This is a genomic window from Sphingobacterium sp. UBA7631 (genome assembly GCF_002483935.1).
Taxonomy (GTDB): Bacteria; Bacteroidota; Bacteroidia; order Sphingobacteriales; family Sphingobacteriaceae; genus Sphingobacterium; species Sphingobacterium multivorum.
Map to the genome: position 1 here is coordinate 20,636 of NZ_DLIX01000001.1, position 18,642 is coordinate 39,277.

Below are 18,642 nucleotides of genomic sequence, written 5' to 3' on the forward strand. Positions count from 1 at the left end.
ATACATATGAATGCAGAAGACAATTATTTGGAAATAAACAGGGAATCTTGGAATGCCCGAACAGAAGCACATATCAATTCTGATTTTTATAACCTGGAAGCCTTTTTGAAGGGGAAAAATTCATTAAAGGATATAGAGCTTAATTTACTTGGAGATTTGACAGGCAAATCCGTATTGCATTTACAGTGCCATTTCGGACAGGATAGTATCTCTTTAAGTCGCCTGGGAGCGGACCTAGTCGGCGTTGACCTTTCGGATGTAGCAATAGATCAAGCACGGGAACTGGCAAAACAGAGTAATGTTTCAACAACTTTTATCTGCAGCGATGTTTATGATCTGCCCAATCATCTGGTTCGTGAGTTTGACAGCCTCAAAAAGGCATCTTGTAGAAGTCTGATGTTGTCTCTAAATTAAGTTCAAATTATATGTTTCTTAGGTTAATAATTCTTTATCTGTCATTTCTTCCATTTGCTGTTAATGCTCAAAATAGCACTCAAAAAAAGTATGTATTTTTTTTGCATAATAAATTTTTGGAAGTACATCCGTTAAATGAACTCCATCCTAAATACGGACCAGCGGCATATACAGCGATTTTAGAAAAACTTCAATCTACAAATTCTGTCATACTATCTGAAAAAAGAAAGCCCGGCACTGATCCCAAGATATATGCAAAAAAGTTGATTCTTAAAATTGACAGCTTACACAACGGTGGAGTTCCTTATGACCATATTTCAATTGTTGGAACATCTCAAGGAGGCTATATAGCTCAATACATCTCCTATTATGCTAAAAACCCAGATTTGAAATTTGTTTTTATTGGCTCAAGCTTTAAAAATGATTCGATGAATGAAGATCGAAAGTTTCAGCTCTATGGGAAGATTTTATCGATTAATGAAAAATCAGACGTCGGCGCTGAGTTATTATCAAGGCAACTTAGGTTTAAAAATTCTGATTTGAAATCTTTTAAAGAAATTATCCTCAACACAGGTCTGGAACACGGCTTTCTGTTCAGGGCATTAGACGAGTGGATAATGCCTACCAAAGCATGGATAAACAGTAATAACCTATAAATTGATACTCATGAAAGAAGTAAAGTCACAATCTTTTGTCAGATGGTTCGACCGACAATTTGATTCAAACACAGGCTCGGAATATTTTGACGAATATCTAAAACTCCTTGAAGATTTTCCGGCTGTTTTAAAGGAAGTTTTGAAAAATTGTCCTATAGAAGTTTCAACCCGCAAAATGGGAGATAAATGGTCTGTCAATGAGAACATAGGACATTTAATACTTTTAGAAGATCTATGGCGAATCCGTTTTAGAGATATAATGGAAGGAAAACCGGATATGTCCCCTGCTGATTTAAACAATACAGCAACTGATCAATCTTCTTTCAACAAAATGTTGGTTGAAGAACTTATTAAGGATCTGGTCAGCGAGAGAGAAAAAACAATTGTAATGCTTCAGAAATTGAGTGAAGAAGACTTATTGAAGACAAGTATGCATCCGAGATTACAACAACCCATGAATATCATTGACCTGATGCATTTTGTTGCAGAGCATGATTTGCATCATTTGCATGCCATACAGTCAATAATAGGAAACATGGAAAACATATAATTCTTTTATTAATAAAAAGACCGATTGGTTTATTATATAAATATAAAAACAACGTATATGACAAAACTATCGATATTAGATTACCTAAATAAATTGATAAAAAGTGAAATTACCGGCGACATGCATACGCAGATGCATTACCCGACACCAATATCAAAAACATTAGGCATAGACATTATAGAAGTTGGTTTAGGTACAGCGACCGTACAGATCAATACAACAAAAGACAAGCACAGTAACCAACAGGGAACCATCCACGGAGGCCTGCTTTGTGAACTGGCAGATGCAGCCATCGGAACCGCACATTCTACTGTTGTTCTGGAAGGCGAAACTTTTACATCTGTAGAATTGAAAATCAATTTTTACCGGCCCGTTTTCGAGGATATACTTATTGCCAAAGCATCACCTTTACATAATGGAAAAAACTTAAGTCATTATCGATGTGATATTTTTCGCAGTGATGGCAAAATAGCAGCTATGGCAACGAGTACAGTCATCACTTTAAGAGGTGATAAAGCGAAAGGACGGTAATGCAGTTCTTATTATACAACATTATATACAGAAATATTCATGAATAAAACGGTCTTTAAAAGCCCTGAAGGAAAAAACAAAATTATCCGGGCTTACGACGAGGCGATAAGGAATTCGTCATTGAATTTGAAAAGCAATGTGCTGAAAACAACTTTTGGTGACACCCATTTTTTGGAGGCCGGAAGTCAACATCAAGAAATTGTCATCTTACTGCATGGCGCATCTTCTAATGCAACGTCATGGCTATCCGACATAGCCGAATATTCAAAACAATATAAAGTCATAGCAATAGACATTATCGGAGAGGCAGGAAAGAGTGCAGAAACCAGACCTTCTTATGAAACAAAAGATTTCGCAGAATGGCTAAAAGAGATTTTCGACAGACTCAACATCAGCAAGGCAAATATAGTCGGATTATCGCAAGGAGGATGGTTGGCATTGCGTTTTGCAACAAGTTATCCTGAATTAGTTGACCGGCTGATTTTGCTGACGCCTGCAGGAATAGTTCCTACCAAAACAACATTTATCATAAAAGCCATCCTCTATTCCCTTTTGGGAACAACTGGACGTATCAGGATCAATAGACTGATCTTGGGAAGCCAGCGTGTAGATAATAAGATTATTTCATTTATGGATTTAATACAAACCAATTTTAATGCGAGAATAGAAAAAGAATATATTTTTTCAGATGACGAACTCAGTCGTTTGACTATGCCAGTGTTATTCATCGGCGGAGAGCAGGATGTAATACGCTCTACTCAGGAAATTGCCGCTAGATTGCAAAATATTATCGAGGACTTTACCATAATAACCATTCCAGAAATGGGACATGTTTTGGCTGGATTAGCACCACGAATATTCCCTTTTTTAAACAAAACAAAACGCTAATTAATTGCACTACTCTGATGAATACACAAATTAATGCCAGTCACCTCAAGATTCCATTTGATAACCTGGAAATCTATATTCTTTCCGATGGATACTTTGATATAGAATCGTATCAGCCTATTATTGCAACGGATGCAATACCTAAAGATCTTCATAAAGAGCTCAACCGACTGCATTTACCTACGGATATCTACGAAGCTCCTATTAATGTGATGCTTATCCGAAAGAATGAACAATTAATACTTGTAGATACAGGAGAGGGCTTTTATGATAAAAAAAATGCAGGCAAAATATCCGTTTGGATACCTTGTAGAAATTTGGATTAGATTATACGTTTGCTCGTATTTTCAAAACTAGGTGGCAAGTAAAGATTTTTTTCAAGTATAAAATGAGTTTGATTACGTAGTTTATCAGCTAACGATATGGGCATGAGATGGGTTCACTATATAAACTAAATGTATTATATGAACAAAAACTTAATATCGCTAGAGGTGCATCAAGGTATGCCAATCATTGCGCTCGCAATCGTATCACCCGAAGGGCCAGAGGATTTGCCCAACGAGGTTCCCGATAGACCGGAAGAACAGCTACCGGAAAACGACCCTAATGAAGCTCCTGAAGTAGCTGACAAAGAGGACTTGGGATTCGACGAGGAAGTAGGTATTGAAGGAGAAAATGCATTCCCGGGCATTAATGAAAAGGAAATCGATCAAGAAATTGGTGAACAAGAGGAGGCCAATGACGCAGAAGGCATTCCAGTTCAGCCTCCGACAGCTCCTTCTGACGTTGATGAAAATATTATTTAAGAAAGCTCTCATTATCGGAAAGAAATAGTAGGGCTAACATATCGTTAGCCCTTTGTGGCTATTGTGCTCTAATTGTCAGTAACCATTATATTAGTCCTATTTCGGATACTTTCTCGGGCCATCCTGAATAGCTTCCCACCCATTGGAACCACCTGACTTACGGTATTAAAGAATGACAATTATATCCTGAGGTGATATGAAGTTATTGTATTAAACTTTTTTGAAACGCAAATCGAACAAGGTCGGCTGTATTCTTCGTATTAGTCTTATCGATGAGCTGTTGTCGGACTCCTTCAACAGTTCGTTTGCTCAGGAATATCTTATCAGCAATCTCAGCATTTGTTAAACCGTGGGTAATAAGTTCAAGAACATTTAATTCTCTTTCGGTTATATCATAACGCTGACAAATTATTTCTTTGTCGAGACGCCCTGGTTGATTAATTTGCCAATTATCCAATAATGACAAGCCTATTGACGTGGACAGATATCTCTTTCCTTGACAAATCTCAAGTAAACCACTCAGAAGTTCATTATAATCTGAATTTTTTGATAAATAACCTAATGCCCCGGCTTTAAAGGCCTCCAAGACAGTCGCGTGATCATCAACCATAGATAGAACTGCGATTTTGACATCTGGAAACATGGTTTTTACTTTGTAGATCAATGTAATCCCATCCATTTCTGGCATTGTGATATCAGTAAGGATCAAATCAGGAAGTTCGTTGTCTCTAAGATATTCCAGCGCTTGCATGCCATTATCAACCTCTCCAGTCACATTAATTTCTGCCTGTGAATTAAGTAAAAGCCTTAGGCCGCTACGCACTAGAATATGGTCTTCAACAAGCAATATCTTATACATGTAACAAAATTTTATAATAACAGTCAAATTTTATCCTCAATTTGCTTGCCACTTTCCGAGCGCTCTTGCCTAGATTTGCGCTATTAGCATAATAAATTTCTTTTTGTGAATTTTACGTATCGGATCAGTATTTTTTCATCTATGCAGCATCCCACTTTATGAAAACAACTAGTTTAAATTAACAGCTATTTTTCGCGATCCTCAACAACTGTATTGCTTAGCTTATCCACCATTTCTGAAATCATCCCAGAACACCTTATAATATTAACCAGTGCTTTTTGTTTAAACTCTTCGGGCATATTTTGGTTCTGTAAAATCATCTGAGCGGCAAGCTGGATACTGGCCGAGGAATTCTTAATATCATGGATTAGCAAAGAAACAGGACAGCGGCTCGAACTTCCTGAGAAAGTAGATGTTCCGGAAGAATCTTTGTAAACTATATTCGCAGTTGATTCTCTAATTTCAAGATAGAGCCTTTTCTTTAATCCGTATGCGATTATGTCATAGGCCTTATCGTTAATCTTGATACTTCCAATATAGAGCTCCGCATAATTGGAATAAACCTTATGACTAAATTCTTCCCAATTCAAAGTCATCGAGGGACTAAGCATCTCCATTATTTTTTCAGGAGCTAATCCCCAGATATCATTAATCTTAACGCCCAATAAATCACAGGTATTTTGAGAGACGGCAATACAAGAGTTCCTTTCAAAAACAAACAGATTAGCGGAGAACTCCAGGGCATCCCCTGCAGCACATTTTTCTTCTTGACCGGTTACTTTCTTCATTAATATTGAAATTTAAAATCAATATGACTCTGATCCCGAAGTAGGATCCAGCATCAGCACTCGCAAGTAACCAATTTAACAAATTTCTAGTATAATTCAGCAACGCTTCTTCTCACGTTCACCTAATCAATATATTAAATTTTAGTAAGTGAATAATTATTAGAGAATGTTTTAAGGGAATTAGAAATGTGACATCGCTAAAATATTAAAAACGACTATACAGATAAAATTTTGTATTTTTATTATGTTCATTAAAATCAATTCATTTGCGCTGCGGAATCCTTCACAAGAATCAATCTGCCGATGTAAATAAAAAAAGTGATATGTTAATAGAAAGGGATGAAATGGTGAGGCTGTCAGATGCAATTTCAGATATGCTTATAAAGGAAGACTATCGACATACAGATGTCATGGGAATAACACACGAAAAGCTGATTAAATATTCAGAAAAAATAGCATTGCTTTATGATGTAGATGAATCAATCCGTGGCGCCTTTCACGATGAAGATACCTTAGATCACTTTAAAATGTTATTAAAATTTGATATTGCATACAAAACTAGATTTCAGAAAGAATAAGACTGGTAGGACATCAGACCAGTTGAATCTTTTTAATCAAACAATAATCGAACTCTTCAAGTTCCTATTTCTTTTTTTTAAGGAAGAAATTATCCGTCAAATTTTTAAAAACAGAATTTTTTTCTTTTTGATAAGAAGATTGCGTCTTCTCTTTTGTGTTTTTTAGCCTGCCATTTATCCTTGTTTTTTAAATCTTTCACCTATTAAATGATTTATAAAATTTTAGGACTTTTTACGCCTTATACAACGTATTTTTACCTGAGTTTTTAAGGTTTTATTTCTATACTTTTACTCCAAAAACATTTAGCTTTATTACAGCTCTATGAGTCCCGAAGAAACGATAGAACGATTAGAAAAAGAAAACAGAGACCTAAAACAACGGGTCTCCGAGCTGTCAGAGTTTATCGAGAAGGCTTCGATTTCGCTGCACTGGGTTAATAGCGATGGCATTATAATTTGGGCCAACCAAGCTGAACTGGATCTGCTTGGTTACACCTATTCAGAGTATATCGGCCAGCCAATCAAAAATTATCATGCCGACCAGAACACAATCAACGATATACTAAGCAAGCTGGCCAACAATGAGCGTATCGATGACTATCCGGCTATCCTAAAATGCAAAAATGGAGATAACAGACATGTTGTTATAAATTCTAGCGCCTTGATGAAAGACAACGAATTTATGCATTCTATGTGCTTTACCAAAGATGTTACAGAAGCCGTGACCGCTCAGCTAAGAAAAGATCAGCTCACAGAGATAGTAAAAGAAAAAGAGGAAAGGCTCAGGCTCGCTCTTGCTTCCACAGGCCTGGGAACCTGGGACTGGAATTCCGATAATGGAATGGTGCATGTTTCTGAAAAGGCGCAGCAGATATTGGATCTCCCTTCAAATACTGAATTCACCGATACACTGATTGATCTTGTACACCCTGATGACAGGAATGCGGTCATTGAGCAGATCAGAACTTTAAGTCAAGATAGCGCTGACGCCCAATTTGAGTTTACATGTAGAATTGTAAAACCACAGAATTATTCAATTTCCTATATCAAAGTTCAGGGGTCAGCCTATTTTAGCGCCGCGAGAAAATCCAGAAGGATCATTGGGGCAATCATGGATATCACCGACCAAAAAAAAGCCATCCAAAAAAGCGCGGAAATGGCCGCTATCGTAAGTTCGTCTTATGATGCTATCATCGGAAAAACGCTCGAAGGTATAATAACAAGCTGGAATGATGCGGCGTCCACGCTATTCGGATATACGCCTGAGGAGATGATCGGCCAGCCAATTTTAAAATTGATCCCACCCGATAGGCATCAGGAGGAAGATTTTATTCTGGGCCGGATGCGGCTTGGGCACTCGATCAAGCATTTTGAAACAGTCCGCCTGACGAAGTCCGGGAAATTAATTGATTTATCATTGACCATCTCTCCTATTAAAAACGAACTGGGTGAAATTATCGGTGTCTCCAAAATCGCGCGGGATATCACAGAAAAGAAGCAGGAGGAAAAGAGGAAGAACGTTTTCATCTCCATGGCAAGTCATGAGCTCAAAACCCCGCTAACCAGTGTATTGATGAGTGCCCAAATTATGCAGCAGCACAAAGATAGATATGGCGAAAAAAGCGCGATGCTATGCACTAAAATCGAAGGGCAGGTTAAAAAGATGATGGTGATGATACAGGATTTTCTTAGCGTCGCAGAAGTTGACGAAGGTAAATTACAACTTAACCAATCCTGTTTCGCTCTTGAAAAATTAATGAAAGAATGCATCGATGACATGAGATCGGAATACCGCAAGCATGACTTCACGGTATCCTGTGATCCTTCGATTCACATATTTGCAGATCGGCCGAAAATTGATCAAGTGTTGGGAAACCTTTTAAGCAATGCTGTTAAATATTCGCCATTAGGCGGGATCATTGATCTAGGGGCGGAAAAACTGGGTGAGAATATTCGAATTTACGTTCGTGATCAGGGAATGGGTATAGATGAAAAACATGCCAGAAATATATTTAAAGCATTTTACCGTGTCGACAATTTAAATACCTCAAATATTTCAGGATTTGGAATTGGCCTATATGTGGCTTCAGAAATATTGCGCAGCCATGGCAGCCGTATCGAGGTTAAAAGTAAGAAAGGCAGTGGATCAACTTTTTATTTCGACCTTCCTGCAAGGATATCTACCATCTCCTAAGGTCATAATTACATGCTCTTTAAACCTATTAGCGTTTGGTGCTGTTCTAAGGAGAAACGGTAAAGATGGTATTCACAGTTTACGCAGAGCATCATTATCAGGGGCGAAATATTCCTCTATTAGCAGTATTCATCCTTGTAAATACTGACAAAAAAGTAATGTGTCACAAAGATTCCAAACAGATTGTGGAGAAGTATATAATCGTCAACAATAACGGCGATACTTAGGAGGGCCGGAATCATTAGTAGGATCACCCCAACAACTAGCACTATCATTCTCCAGCAGTAGAGGCTATGGATTTATTAGAAATTTCCAAACGATATGCATTCTAAATGTGTCCATTTTAGAAAAAACTAGAATTATGGCAACATCGAATCAGAATGCAACACAAATGCCAAATGAGCATTTACATGAATTATTCGTGGACGAATTAAAAGATATTTTAGGAGCAGAAAAACAGCTTCTCAAAGGTTTAAAAAAGTTAAGTAAGGCAGCAGAAAGCGATCAGCTTAAAAAAGCATTTGATGAACATTATAATCAGACGGAAGGACAGATTGAACGGCTGAAAGAAGTGTTTTCCTCGTTGGGAATTCCCGCTCGTGGCAAAAAATGTAAAGCTATGGAAGGTCTTTTAGAAGAAGCAGATGAAATTATAGAAAGCTTTGAAGGAGATCCGGCGCTTGATGCGGCATTAATTTCCGCTGCACAAAAAGTGGAACATTATGAGATTGCCAGCTATGGATGTCTGGTGACTTTAGCTAAATTGATGGAACATACCGAGGCTGAACAGTTATTACAAGAAACACTGGATCAGGAGAAACAGACAGATAGTCTGTTGACTGAAATAGCAATCTCAGGCGTTAACGAGTCCAAATCATAGATAATAAATTACTTAGAATTCATGCCGATAATTTTATCGGCATGAATTCGTTAAAATCGTATATCAACAATTCACTGCCACTGTCTGATACTTCCTCAAACGATCCCGGATAGCTTTTCACAATTCCCTTGGAACCGACCTAAATTAGGGCTGAAAAGTCTGAATTAAGATTTTCATAAAAATATTGATCTTTTGTTTTTCGAGTATATCACTGTTTCACTGCTTCAAGGTGATGATTGAGCACATCAATATAAAGAACAGTTATTCCTGTGCTTTCTCTGATCTCCAGTAAAAGATTATTGGTCCACTTTTCTACCCGCGAGCTTCTTTTCCACACCATCAAAAATGATAAAAAATGCCATTCAAAAAATATAACTTTTTGAATAACTCTAAGTTCAAGGCTATACAATGACTGGAACTTGTGATCGTATTTCAAAAGTAAAGTAATATATTTAGTATAAAATACTGCTACATGAACAACCAGAAAAAAAAGGGGCCGTTCAACTTGCGTAGATTTTTGTTTAAAGCGCTAACCTGGATGGGGATTGGTGCATTCATCGGAATGATAACAGCAGGCTCGGGCGGTATGATTCCGGATAGCTGGATTCCGTTTACCATTTTCGGATTTATTGCGCTAACGTTTTTGTGGGCTATAGTTTTCACGCGTGGACTAACCTCGAAAATCACGAAAATGACCGCAAACGGTGAAAATATAGGAGGTGGAAATGCCCGGCGGGTTCCTGCACGGGTTGAAAAACTGGAAGAGGCTGGTTTGGTGGTCAATAATTTTAATCATCAATTCAAATTCACTCTTACTGTTTTTCCGGATTCCGGAGAGCCTTATCAAACCACCATTCGCCAATTTATCACGATGGGTGAGTTACCCAATTTCTACACCGGACGGTTTGTGGCTTTTATTGAAGACAAGGAAAATCCGGGTTACGGTATAATGGAAATGAGTCCGAATGAAGCGTGGCGTGATAAGGTCTACGATGCCGCAGAAAAATTCAAAAATGTTAAAGCCCAAAAGGTGTATCCCGATAAAGGCTCGTCTATTTTTGAGACTGAAGTTGGCAAAGTCTCCGGTCTGCGTCTGGCGTTTGGCATTGTTCTTTCACTGGCCTTTTTAGGTCTCGGCTTTTCATTTCCTTTTGCCCTGTCGGGCAATTTTGACCAACTGATTACTGACGTTCGCGATTTACCAAAAACTTTAACGGGGCAAAATATAGGGAATTTTGACAACAAAAATCTGGATAAAGCCTATCAAAAAGCCATTGGATACATCGGCAACCGAAAAGCAGAAAAAATACTGATTTACGATAAATTTGTAGTCTTGGGTGTAGAAGCCGAGGGGCAAAAAAATGCCTACGATGATGTTACGCTGCGTGGTAATTCCGCTGAAGTGAGCCCAAATTCCGGCAGTAGCTTGGTAAACCCTGAGCAGCTGTTTACCGCTGATGAAACCTCTTTGCCCATTCTTAAGAAAGCACTTGCCGAAAGCCTCAAAAAATACGATGTCAAAAACCTCACTTATGTCGGTTTTAAGAAACAGATGACCATAAATATAGACAAGAATTTAGAAATAGACATTGATGCTTTGGCTAAAGACCCCGCAAAAGCCCATGAAATGATCACGCGCAAAGCACTAAAACAACGTATGGTTATTTCTATGTATTTCAAAGATCCATACAATTCCACAGTACTTAACTTTGACGGCACTACTGGTGAAGAAATTAAGTAATGGATAATGTGGAAGCCGTGTTGAGTCTACTGACACAACCAGTCTTTAACAAGTTTGGTCAAACCTTTATATAACTACTTCCCAACAGAAATTAGCTATTTTGCCAGTTGATCGTACCGGCTTTTTTCCTATATTTAACCTATAAATTTCAGAAGAAATGACAAAAAAGAAGGCTGTGCTTATTCAGGATAATGAAGATATCTTGAATCTAATGGATGAAGTCTTAGTTGATGAAGGTTTTGAGGTGATTCCTTCGCTTACAACAGAACCGATTGAAGAACTTACAGATATTGACCCGGATATCGTTATCGTGGATGACCACATCAGAGGCGACAAAAAGGGATCAGAAGTGATCAAGGAAATCAAATCAGACCCTGAAACCGAAGATGTTTCATCTGTTCTGACATCAACGGCCAACAATATCGAAAAAATTGCAGCGGAATGTAAAGCTGACGATTTTATCCAGAAGCCTTTTGATCTGGATTACATGATCGAAGTGGTCAAGAAAAATAGCGACTGATCGGATCTGACAATAGATTTATGCCTAAAGGTGTGTAATATCTCCCAAGCATTTGCTGGCCTTGATTGTTTTTTTCGCATGTCATTATCAATCTCCCCAATTACCTTTGAATATGAGCTCAATTGAATGAATTCCGGAACTCCAGCGGTGAAATATTTGTTTTTGCTTTAAACAGTTTATTGAATGACTGGGCGTGCTCAAAGCCTAATTCGTAGGCTATTTCACTTATGGTAAGTTCAGTTGTGGAAAGTCTTTCTTTGGCTTTTGCGATCAATTTTTCATGGATAATCTGCTGAGTGGTTTGTCCTGTAAGCGATTTAAGCAGTCCCCGCATGTATTGTGGAGACATATTAAGCTTTTCGGAGAGAAGCTGCACCGTAGGTAAACCATGCGCCATATCTTTTCCTTCAAAATAATCCGAAAAAAAATTTTCCAGCTTCTCCAAAAACTGATGGTTGGCTTTCTTACGTGTTATAAACTGGCGCTGATAAAAACGCTCGGTGTAATTAAATAGGGTCTCCAATTGAGAAATGATAATGTTTTGGCTGAACTGATCTAAATTGCTCTGATATTCGTGCCTAATATTTTCGATTATCTGCTGCATTTTTTGTTCCTCATCTTCGGATAAGAACAGCGCTTCATTCACCGAATAATCAAAAAATTCATATCTTTTGATTGAAGTCGAAAGCGCCGTATTCCAGAGAAGGTCCGGATGGATCATCAGCATCCATCCGGACGGATTTTTTCCTTGCTCTTCACGTATTACACTTAAAACCTGATGTGGTGCCATGCAGAACATCAATCCTTCATCAAAATCATAATCATTCTGTCCATACCGGTACTTGTGTTCCATGTCACGTTTTACCGAAATCATATAAAAATCGAAAAGCAGACTCTGTTTTCCGACCTGTGCAGGCTCGGTCATATCTTCAAAATTGATCACACTAATCAGCGGGTGCTTCGGTCCCGGCAGACCGCGCAGTTTGTGAAAATCGGAAATAGTCTTAATTCGAATCGGCTTATTATCGGACATGGAATGATGTGCATTTATATGTAAAAGATAAGAACAAAAATACAGATTATCGGTTATCCGAAAAATAATATGAACCTTTTAGATCTTCCTGCAAAGTGGGATGTAGCGGTTTCCAGTCCAGCGCATTCCTTGTCCATTCACTTGAAGTGGGGTTATCAAGCGCTGCAAAATGCATAAACCAAGAGAAATGCAGCTCCGCTTCCTGTGAATTTATAGAGACCAATGGAATAGCTAGACGCTCCGCAATTTCAGAGGCTATATTCTTAAGCTCAATTCCCTCTTCCGCTACTGCATGATATCTGGTTCCACTGGCAAATGGTTTTTCCAGTGCCAATCGGTAGAGCCTTGCCGCATCCAGCCGATGCACAGCTGGCCAGCGGTTATTTCCGCCGCCAATAACCGCTGAAACTCCTTTTTCCCTTGCTATTTTGATAAATAGCGGAACAAAACCGATTTTATCTCCTTCACCATGCACAGATGGCGATAATCTAATAACGGCGACACGCACGCCTTTCGCGACCTGATCGTCCGCGGCATTTTCAGTTGCAATCCGCGGATGCGGGTGATTGACGCTACGGTCCTGCTCAGTTGTGATGCCATCTTTTGAAAAGAGTGCAGTGCCAGAAGTGATGATAAAGGGTTTATCCGTTCCGACAAGAGCATCTCCTATTGCTCCGATCACTTCTTTATCCAATTCACACATTTCCTGAAAACGTCCAAAATCATGAACAAATCCTAAGTGTATAACAGCATCAGCGGCTTTAGCCCCCAATTTGAGCCGTTCAAAATCAGTAAGGTCACCGTAGTGCACCTCTGCTCCTGCTTCAATTAATTTCTTAGCGGATTCTTCTGATCTTGCAAGTCCAAGAACCTTGTGATCAGCACCTAATAATTCCTGTACTACAGCTGTTCCTACGAATCCTGTAGCGCCTGTAACAAATACTTTCATGTCTAATATTATTTATGAAGCAAAGTTCAGGGTTCGTATACCGTTAAATGTATCCAAAAATAACTTTGTTGTATCCAAAACTTACAATATGAATGCAAAGTTGCTTTCAAATGGATATACTTACGTGGCCATAATGAGGATTATCCTAATCAAAATAAAGGAACGAACTATTGGTATGTAGGAACTGTAGGTCATCTTTTGACGGCAGTACATTCAATCTCGATATCTGCTCCCCGTGGTAAAGAAGTCACTTCAATTGTGCTCCTTGCCGGAAAACGTCCATTGAAAAATTTACTATAAATTGCGTTGACCGTTTCAAAATGATTGAGATCTTTTAAAAAAATCGTTGTTTTGGTGACATGCTTCAGATCGGATTGATTGTCCTCTAAAATCATCTTTAGATTTTCCAGGATCTGAACCGTTTGTTCTTCGACACCATTTTTCAGTGCATTTGTTTTTGGGTCAAAGCCAATTTGCCCCGATACAAAAATAAGATTGCCATAACGCGTAGAATGGTTATAAGGACCTATTGCTTCTGGCAACCTGTTATGTTTTATGGCTATGATCTCCTTTTTTGTGCCGCATGACAACAGGATCAGTGCGAGGGAAAGTATGACAAGTCTGTGCATTTTAGGTAATTTAAATAGTAAAAATGGGGTTAGCTATTGACTAACCCCATTCTGTAATTCGATTATTTTTTGATGAAGTTTAATAATTCGCTATTAAATTTATCCAGCTCTTCGATGAACAGCGCGTGACCGCTTTTTTCGAAAGGAACTAAAGTTGAGTTTTTAAGGAGGTCATCCATCTGTTCTGCAAGATCAAAAGAACAGATTTTATCTAACTTACCGTGCAAGATCAAAGTAGGGATTGTAATCTTCTTCAAATCATTGCGCAGATCGCTATCTCTTAAAGTTTTTAATCCTTCAGCCATTGCATAGGGTGAGGCCTGAGCCTGGATGCCTCCTAACCAAACGCCGTGACCTTGGGATACGCTATTTTCATTGGCTGGAAATATCTTACCGAAAGTGGCGAATAATTCCGGACGGTTCGTGTTGTTCAGGTGGATCAATCCGTTAACGTCTTCTTTGGTCCACAGGCCGTAGTTAAAGTCTGCCCGTTTTGTCCAGATTGGTGCCGCTGCGCCAAATAATGCCATTTTTGAAACGTGTGCCGCATTATATTTGGCGACATAGTGAATCACTGTGGCCCCCCCCATCGAAAATCCGCCGATGGTAGCATTTTTAATATCCAATTTGTCCAAAACAACTTTGATATCATCGGCAAACACATCGTAATTATATTTGCCTCCCGGTTTGTCAGAGAGCCCGAATCCTCTTAAGGTAATACCGATCACACGATAGCCTTTTTGGATAAAATCAGCATATTGATATTCGTACATGGCGTCGCTCAACGGCCATCCGTGAATCAAAACAATTGGTTCTCCCTCACCAAGGTCCGTCACGTGAAGTTTTACATTTTTCTCTACTTCAATATATTCTTCTCTTCCAAAAGATGCTGGTGTTCTTTTAGCTTGTGCTAAAACGGTATTTGAAATGAATGTTGTCAATAATACGACTGCCAAAATTAAATTTTTCATGATCTTTAACTATTTATTGTTGTTGTTATTTTTTGATACTACAAAGTTGCTCTTATTCTATAGGCCTTACAATGGACAGCTTTCGCTTTGAATTGCACTTTTTGCCTCTTTAACTTTATCCCTTTATAAAAGATAGTATATCCGCATTGATTACATCAGCATTGACGGTGGGCATGCCATGAGAGAAACCCGGATAAATGATCAGTTTACTATTCTTTAACAGCTCCGCTGCTTTAACAGCAGTAGTTGAATAGGGTACAATTTGATCATCATCCCCATGGAGGACCAAGACGGGCACTTCTACACTTTTTAGATCGTCTGTAAAATCAGTTTCCGAAAATACCGCGATACAGTCATATTGTGCCTTGATACTGCCCATCATTCCCTGTCTCCACCAGTTGTCTTGGATTCCTTTTTTAATGTCAGCACCTTCCCTGTTGTAACCGTAGAATGGAACAGTCAGATCCTGATAGAACTGCTGTCTATTATGCAATGTATTGTGGCGGATGTCGTCAAAAACTGCGAGAGGCACTCCGTCAGGATTATTGCCATCAGCAATCATGTAAGGCGTAATCGCACTGATTAAAACCACTTTGGATACCCGGTCCTTCCCATATTGTGCAGCATATCTGATCGCTTCGCCACCGCCAGTGGAATGACCTACGTGGATAACATCCTTTAAATCCAGGAACTCTACCAATTCTGCAACATCAGCCGCATAGGTGTCCATATCATTTCCTTTATCGGTTTGGGTAGATCTACCGTGCCCTCTTCTGTCATGGGAGATCACTCTAAATCCTTTTTCAAGGAAGAACATGATCTGTGCATCCCAGTCATCGGATGATAATGGCCATCCATGATGGAAAAATATTGGCTGTCCTTCGCCTAAATCTTTGAAATAAATTTCTGTTCCGTCTTTTACTGTAAATTTGTTCATGTCTTTATTATTTAATTGTTGTTTTCTTTGTTATTGCAAAGTTGGGCTAATTTTGAAGGCGCATCAATGGATGGTTTTCGCTTTGAATTGCACTTTTTGCCCAATAAGAGTTTATTTACCTACGGAACAGGATATTTTTGAATGGCAGGGAGGCATAAACATAAAAAAAGCACAACCGATTGGCTGTGCTTTTCATGAAAATATATTGGAGGATTTGTTCTTAAAACTGTTTTCTAAAACTGGTGGGTGATATTCCCGTATGTTTTGTAAAAAAACGAACAAAATAGGCATCGTCATCGTAATTCAGTGTGTATGCAATCTCCTTGACATTCATCTTGGTATGGGCCAAAAGGCGTTTGCTTTCCAGTATGATGCGGTTTTTTATAATATCATTGGGTGTTTCTTTACTGACCAGGCTTATTTTTTTACTGAGATTTTTTGGTGTAACGCAGAGCAGGTCTGCATAATCGGCAACGGTATGGAGCGTCTTAAAATGCTGTTCGACCAACTTGCTGAATTTTCTTAGAAACTGGACATCGGCCTGCTGTACATTATCCGCTAATTGATGCTGCTGTTTCCAGATACGAGTGGATTTAAGAATGATAAGCTTTAATAAGGTCCGCAGCATTTCTTCTGTTCCTGAGTCCTCATTTTTTAATTCCGCCTGAATATCGCTGATGATTTTCTGTATTTCAGCCGACTGCTGCTCATTGAGGCTGATAAATGGAATTTCAAACACATTGTTATATAGAATACCGTCGCAAGCGACTTCGTGGTCGTGTATTTCTACGCAATAAAAATCCCTATTGAAATGCATCAATTGACCACCAACAGTTTCGCAGGGCTTTAAAATAACATGCGGATTGATGAATAGCAAGCTGTCTGTTGTCATCTTCATCTCCTGAAAATCAACCTGAATGATCGCTTTTTGCGGAATAAAGAGCACCTTGATATGCTCGTTTATTTTAGTTAGTGAATCACTTTGAACGGAAGATTTGCTAAATTCTAAATTGCCAAATTTTTTAAATGAAAATTCCTTGATCATATAGGACGTATAAGATTACGATGAAATGTCGCTATTAAAATTATGCCGTAAAAATAAGGAATACAAATAACAGTAATTCGACTTAGACTTCATTTTCAATAAATGATCGCCTTAATTAAGGTCAGATCAGATAATTGAACAAAGAGATTAGCTCATTTTTTTGCAAAAAGGCATATCTAAACAGCTAAATTTCAGGAAATACCGAACTAATTGTAATAAACTGTAATTACCCTACGTAAAAAAGTACGATTGTTGACTTTTTATGGCCAAAAATAGCACTTAAACTTAAAATCCAACTACATGAGAGCTCATAGGCGATATATTGCTTTTACCGTTACGAAAAAAACAAATGCAATCAGTAGTGAGTTCGCTTCTACACAAAAAACTTACTTCTTAATTTAAGTAAAGGTTGATCCTTTCTTACGATATAAGTAGCCAGTTCGGAAGCCCTAACTTTTCCGATATTCTTTGCGGAATAGTACTTTCCTGCTGGAACAAAAAGTACTTCACTAGGCTTCAGTAATATCACATTTTAGGGGTCGTTTTATTCATAATATTCGATCTTTCTTTTTATTAAAATTCCACCTTCAAATTCGTCTTTAGGATTTCTTTTAATAATCTGCTTTTGTTCAACCCAATTTTCATAATTATCATAAATATATGAATAGGTTGATGATTGTATGGTAGGGCTTTCTTCAGATCTGCTTATTTCTTCTTCTATATCGCCATGTGAATTGTATTTATAATTTTTTGTTTCTTTAAAATAAGAAGAATTTAGCTCGATTGGTTTATTAGAGTTGTCATATCTGATATCAACAACCCCTGATATATTGCCATCAAAATTGTCAGTTTTTTCTCGAATCATATTTTTATTCCGATCATATATTTTAGTGACAATAGAAACTAACAAAAACTCTTTTTTTGTTTCGTCGTATTCATAACGTTTTACTGTTTCGTCATTTTCATTATAAAAATAATCTGTGTATGCGCTAAATTGATTCAGATTTAACCTATTGCCTTCGTACCGGTTTTCAATCTTCTTTGTCAATTGTTTTTGTTCATTATAAGAGAACAAAATCTCCCCATATTTATCCGCCGTACCTGTGCCAATTAGTTCTATTTTGCAGAGTTTTCCTTTTTCATAGATATATCTTTCATTTAAATTGTAATTATTTTTATTCTTGCTTTTGTCAAACTCTACGATATAGATATTTGAAACGGTACCATCTAAATTGTACTCTTTATATTGATCCAGTCCTTGCATATCGATTCTGTTAATAGGCCGCCCTGCTATTCCATGGTAGGTTATTTCCTCTGTTTTTATCTGGGGTTTAGTTTTCTGTGTGCCTTGTCCAAAAGCAAAAACGCACAGTAAGAACATTGACATAAATGATGTTATTTTTTTTCTCATATCGTATTTTTTATGACCTATTCCTATATATAGTCTCGCCAAATAGTACACCAAAGCTTAATTCACCATTTTTAAAATAGCGCGAGCTCGCTACCGAACTTCAATCACTTGACCCAACCTCACTTATGTAAATATACGGCCAGTCTTTTTGGTATGAAAGGCTATTTTATAATCCGTAAAGCTATATTTATTATCCGCTATCATTTTTCAATTATCGGGATAGAATCATCGTATAATATTTCTCAATGGGACAAGATTAATG

21 protein-coding genes are annotated in these 18,642 nt (G+C 38.0%); 12 read left to right on the forward strand and 9 right to left on the reverse strand.

The features are described 5' to 3' along the window. Positions 1-6 precede the first annotated feature (6 nt). The 7 genes from B3P16_RS00115 to B3P16_RS00145 all read left to right on the forward strand — a co-directional run bounded on the left by B3P16_RS00115 (position 7) and on the right by B3P16_RS00145 (position 3,845). On the forward strand, positions 7-414 hold the full coding sequence (locus B3P16_RS00115) for a class I SAM-dependent methyltransferase (protein ID WP_286752189.1): 408 nt from the start codon (positions 7-9) through the stop codon (positions 412-414). 11 nt (positions 415-425) lie between these two features. Continuing rightward, positions 426-1,070 (forward strand): hypothetical protein, encoded by a 645-nt coding sequence (locus B3P16_RS00120; protein ID WP_286752190.1) that lies wholly within the window; start codon positions 426-428, stop codon positions 1,068-1,070. Positions 1,071-1,080: 10 nt separating this feature from the next. Continuing rightward, entirely contained in the window at positions 1,081-1,620 is a 540-nt protein-coding gene (locus tag B3P16_RS00125) for a DinB family protein (protein ID WP_286752191.1), read from the forward strand. 57 nt (positions 1,621-1,677) lie between these two features. Then, the gene (locus tag B3P16_RS00130; protein ID WP_286752192.1) at positions 1,678-2,151 is read left to right on the forward strand and encodes a PaaI family thioesterase; all 474 of its coding nucleotides are present in this window, start codon (positions 1,678-1,680) and stop codon (positions 2,149-2,151) included. A 39-nt stretch (positions 2,152-2,190) separates the two neighbouring features. Next, a complete protein-coding gene (locus tag B3P16_RS00135; protein ID WP_286840818.1) occupies positions 2,191-3,039 on the forward strand; it encodes an alpha/beta fold hydrolase in 849 nt (282 codons plus the stop codon). A gap of 17 nt (positions 3,040-3,056) precedes the next feature. Further along, the gene (locus B3P16_RS00140; RefSeq protein WP_286840820.1) at positions 3,057-3,365 is read left to right on the forward strand and encodes a hypothetical protein; all 309 of its coding nucleotides are present in this window, start codon (positions 3,057-3,059) and stop codon (positions 3,363-3,365) included. Positions 3,366-3,503: 138 nt separating this feature from the next. After that, complete coding sequence (locus tag B3P16_RS00145; protein ID WP_286752195.1) at positions 3,504-3,845, forward strand: hypothetical protein; 342 nt, start codon at positions 3,504-3,506, stop codon at positions 3,843-3,845. 202 nt (positions 3,846-4,047) lie between these two features. On the opposite strand, the gene B3P16_RS00150 is transcribed toward B3P16_RS00145, so the two are convergent. Together B3P16_RS00150 and B3P16_RS00155 are read right to left on the reverse strand one after the other, a co-directional pair. Beyond that, entirely contained in the window at positions 4,048-4,704 is a 657-nt protein-coding gene (locus B3P16_RS00150) for a response regulator transcription factor (protein ID WP_286840822.1), read from the reverse strand. A gap of 185 nt (positions 4,705-4,889) precedes the next feature. Then, entirely contained in the window at positions 4,890-5,492 is a 603-nt protein-coding gene (locus B3P16_RS00155) for a hypothetical protein (protein ID WP_286840824.1), read from the reverse strand. Between the two features lie 323 nt (positions 5,493-5,815). On the opposite strand from B3P16_RS00155, the gene B3P16_RS00160 reads away from it, so the two are divergent. The 5 genes from B3P16_RS00160 (at position 5,816) to B3P16_RS00180 (ending at position 11,405) form a co-directional block, all read left to right on the forward strand. Beyond that, the gene (locus B3P16_RS00160; RefSeq protein ID WP_286752198.1) at positions 5,816-6,070 is read left to right on the forward strand and encodes a hypothetical protein; all 255 of its coding nucleotides are present in this window, start codon (positions 5,816-5,818) and stop codon (positions 6,068-6,070) included. Between the two features lie 322 nt (positions 6,071-6,392). Continuing rightward, positions 6,393-8,264: a PAS domain S-box protein gene (locus B3P16_RS00165; protein ID WP_286840826.1), complete on the forward strand. Its 1,872-nt coding sequence runs from the start codon at positions 6,393-6,395 to the stop codon at positions 8,262-8,264. 361 nt (positions 8,265-8,625) lie between these two features. Continuing rightward, complete coding sequence (locus tag B3P16_RS00170; protein WP_286840828.1) at positions 8,626-9,144, forward strand: ferritin-like domain-containing protein; 519 nt, start codon at positions 8,626-8,628, stop codon at positions 9,142-9,144. Between the two features lie 472 nt (positions 9,145-9,616). After that, on the forward strand, positions 9,617-10,885 hold the full coding sequence (locus tag B3P16_RS00175) for a hypothetical protein (RefSeq protein WP_286840830.1): 1,269 nt from the start codon (positions 9,617-9,619) through the stop codon (positions 10,883-10,885). A gap of 157 nt (positions 10,886-11,042) precedes the next feature. Then, positions 11,043-11,405: a response regulator gene (locus tag B3P16_RS00180; RefSeq protein ID WP_286840832.1), complete on the forward strand. Its 363-nt coding sequence runs from the start codon at positions 11,043-11,045 to the stop codon at positions 11,403-11,405. A 118-nt stretch (positions 11,406-11,523) separates the two neighbouring features. On the opposite strand, the gene B3P16_RS00185 is transcribed toward B3P16_RS00180, so the two are convergent. From B3P16_RS00185 to B3P16_RS00215, 7 genes are all read right to left on the reverse strand, one after another. Continuing rightward, complete coding sequence (locus B3P16_RS00185) at positions 11,524-12,438, reverse strand: helix-turn-helix domain-containing protein (RefSeq protein ID WP_286752203.1); 915 nt, start codon at positions 12,436-12,438, stop codon at positions 11,524-11,526. Between the two features lie 46 nt (positions 12,439-12,484). Beyond that, entirely contained in the window at positions 12,485-13,387 is a 903-nt protein-coding gene (locus B3P16_RS00190; protein ID WP_286840834.1) for an SDR family oxidoreductase, read from the reverse strand. Between the two features lie 191 nt (positions 13,388-13,578). Further along, on the reverse strand, positions 13,579-14,016 hold the full coding sequence (locus B3P16_RS00195; RefSeq protein ID WP_286752205.1) for a Rid family detoxifying hydrolase: 438 nt from the start codon (positions 14,014-14,016) through the stop codon (positions 13,579-13,581). A gap of 62 nt (positions 14,017-14,078) precedes the next feature. Then, positions 14,079-14,987, reverse strand: coding sequence for an alpha/beta fold hydrolase (locus B3P16_RS00200; protein ID WP_286752206.1), 909 nt, complete (start codon positions 14,985-14,987; stop codon positions 14,079-14,081). Positions 14,988-15,102: 115 nt separating this feature from the next. Beyond that, positions 15,103-15,924, reverse strand: a complete 822-nt coding sequence (locus B3P16_RS00205; RefSeq protein ID WP_286752207.1) for an alpha/beta fold hydrolase — start codon at positions 15,922-15,924, stop codon at positions 15,103-15,105. 220 nt (positions 15,925-16,144) lie between these two features. Then, on the reverse strand, positions 16,145-16,969 hold the full coding sequence (locus B3P16_RS00210) for a helix-turn-helix domain-containing protein (protein ID WP_286840836.1): 825 nt from the start codon (positions 16,967-16,969) through the stop codon (positions 16,145-16,147). A 544-nt stretch (positions 16,970-17,513) separates the two neighbouring features. Beyond that, the gene (locus tag B3P16_RS00215) at positions 17,514-18,380 is read right to left on the reverse strand and encodes a hypothetical protein (protein WP_286840837.1); all 867 of its coding nucleotides are present in this window, start codon (positions 18,378-18,380) and stop codon (positions 17,514-17,516) included. Between the last annotated feature and the right edge of the window lie 262 nt (positions 18,381-18,642).

What these genes read in the sequence shown, in the direction of transcription:
- B3P16_RS00125 (WP_286752191.1), top strand. Translation starts at nt 1,081, where the DNA reads ATGAAAGAAGTAAAGTCACAATCTTTTGTCAGATGGTTCGACCGACAA.
- B3P16_RS00210 (WP_286840836.1), bottom strand. Translation starts at nt 16,969, where the DNA reads ATGATCAAGGAATTTTCATTTAAAAAATTTGGCAATTTAGAATTTAGC.
- B3P16_RS00130 (WP_286752192.1), top strand. Translation starts at nt 1,678, where the DNA reads ATGACAAAACTATCGATATTAGATTACCTAAATAAATTGATAAAAAGT.
- B3P16_RS00155 (WP_286840824.1), bottom strand. Translation starts at nt 5,492, where the DNA reads ATGAAGAAAGTAACCGGTCAAGAAGAAAAATGTGCTGCAGGGGATGCC.
- B3P16_RS00185 (WP_286752203.1), bottom strand. Translation starts at nt 12,438, where the DNA reads ATGTCCGATAATAAGCCGATTCGAATTAAGACTATTTCCGATTTTCAC.
- B3P16_RS00205 (WP_286752207.1), bottom strand. Translation starts at nt 15,924, where the DNA reads ATGAACAAATTTACAGTAAAAGACGGAACAGAAATTTATTTCAAAGAT.
- B3P16_RS00190 (WP_286840834.1), bottom strand. Translation starts at nt 13,387, where the DNA reads ATGAAAGTATTTGTTACAGGCGCTACAGGATTCGTAGGAACAGCTGTA.
- B3P16_RS00115 (WP_286752189.1), top strand. Translation starts at nt 7, where the DNA reads ATGAATGCAGAAGACAATTATTTGGAAATAAACAGGGAATCTTGGAAT.
- B3P16_RS00145 (WP_286752195.1), top strand. Translation starts at nt 3,504, where the DNA reads ATGAACAAAAACTTAATATCGCTAGAGGTGCATCAAGGTATGCCAATC.
- B3P16_RS00175 (WP_286840830.1), top strand. Translation starts at nt 9,617, where the DNA reads ATGAACAACCAGAAAAAAAAGGGGCCGTTCAACTTGCGTAGATTTTTG.
- B3P16_RS00140 (WP_286840820.1), top strand. Translation starts at nt 3,057, where the DNA reads ATGAATACACAAATTAATGCCAGTCACCTCAAGATTCCATTTGATAAC.
- B3P16_RS00165 (WP_286840826.1), top strand. Translation starts at nt 6,393, where the DNA reads ATGAGTCCCGAAGAAACGATAGAACGATTAGAAAAAGAAAACAGAGAC.
- B3P16_RS00215 (WP_286840837.1), bottom strand. Translation starts at nt 18,380, where the DNA reads ATGAGAAAAAAAATAACATCATTTATGTCAATGTTCTTACTGTGCGTT.
- B3P16_RS00195 (WP_286752205.1), bottom strand. Translation starts at nt 14,016, where the DNA reads ATGCACAGACTTGTCATACTTTCCCTCGCACTGATCCTGTTGTCATGC.
- B3P16_RS00170 (WP_286840828.1), top strand. Translation starts at nt 8,626, where the DNA reads ATGGCAACATCGAATCAGAATGCAACACAAATGCCAAATGAGCATTTA.
- B3P16_RS00200 (WP_286752206.1), bottom strand. Translation starts at nt 14,987, where the DNA reads ATGAAAAATTTAATTTTGGCAGTCGTATTATTGACAACATTCATTTCA.
- B3P16_RS00150 (WP_286840822.1), bottom strand. Translation starts at nt 4,704, where the DNA reads ATGTATAAGATATTGCTTGTTGAAGACCATATTCTAGTGCGTAGCGGC.
- B3P16_RS00135 (WP_286840818.1), top strand. Translation starts at nt 2,191, where the DNA reads ATGAATAAAACGGTCTTTAAAAGCCCTGAAGGAAAAAACAAAATTATC.
- B3P16_RS00180 (WP_286840832.1), top strand. Translation starts at nt 11,043, where the DNA reads ATGACAAAAAAGAAGGCTGTGCTTATTCAGGATAATGAAGATATCTTG.
- B3P16_RS00120 (WP_286752190.1), top strand. Translation starts at nt 426, where the DNA reads ATGTTTCTTAGGTTAATAATTCTTTATCTGTCATTTCTTCCATTTGCT.
- B3P16_RS00160 (WP_286752198.1), top strand. Translation starts at nt 5,816, where the DNA reads ATGTTAATAGAAAGGGATGAAATGGTGAGGCTGTCAGATGCAATTTCA.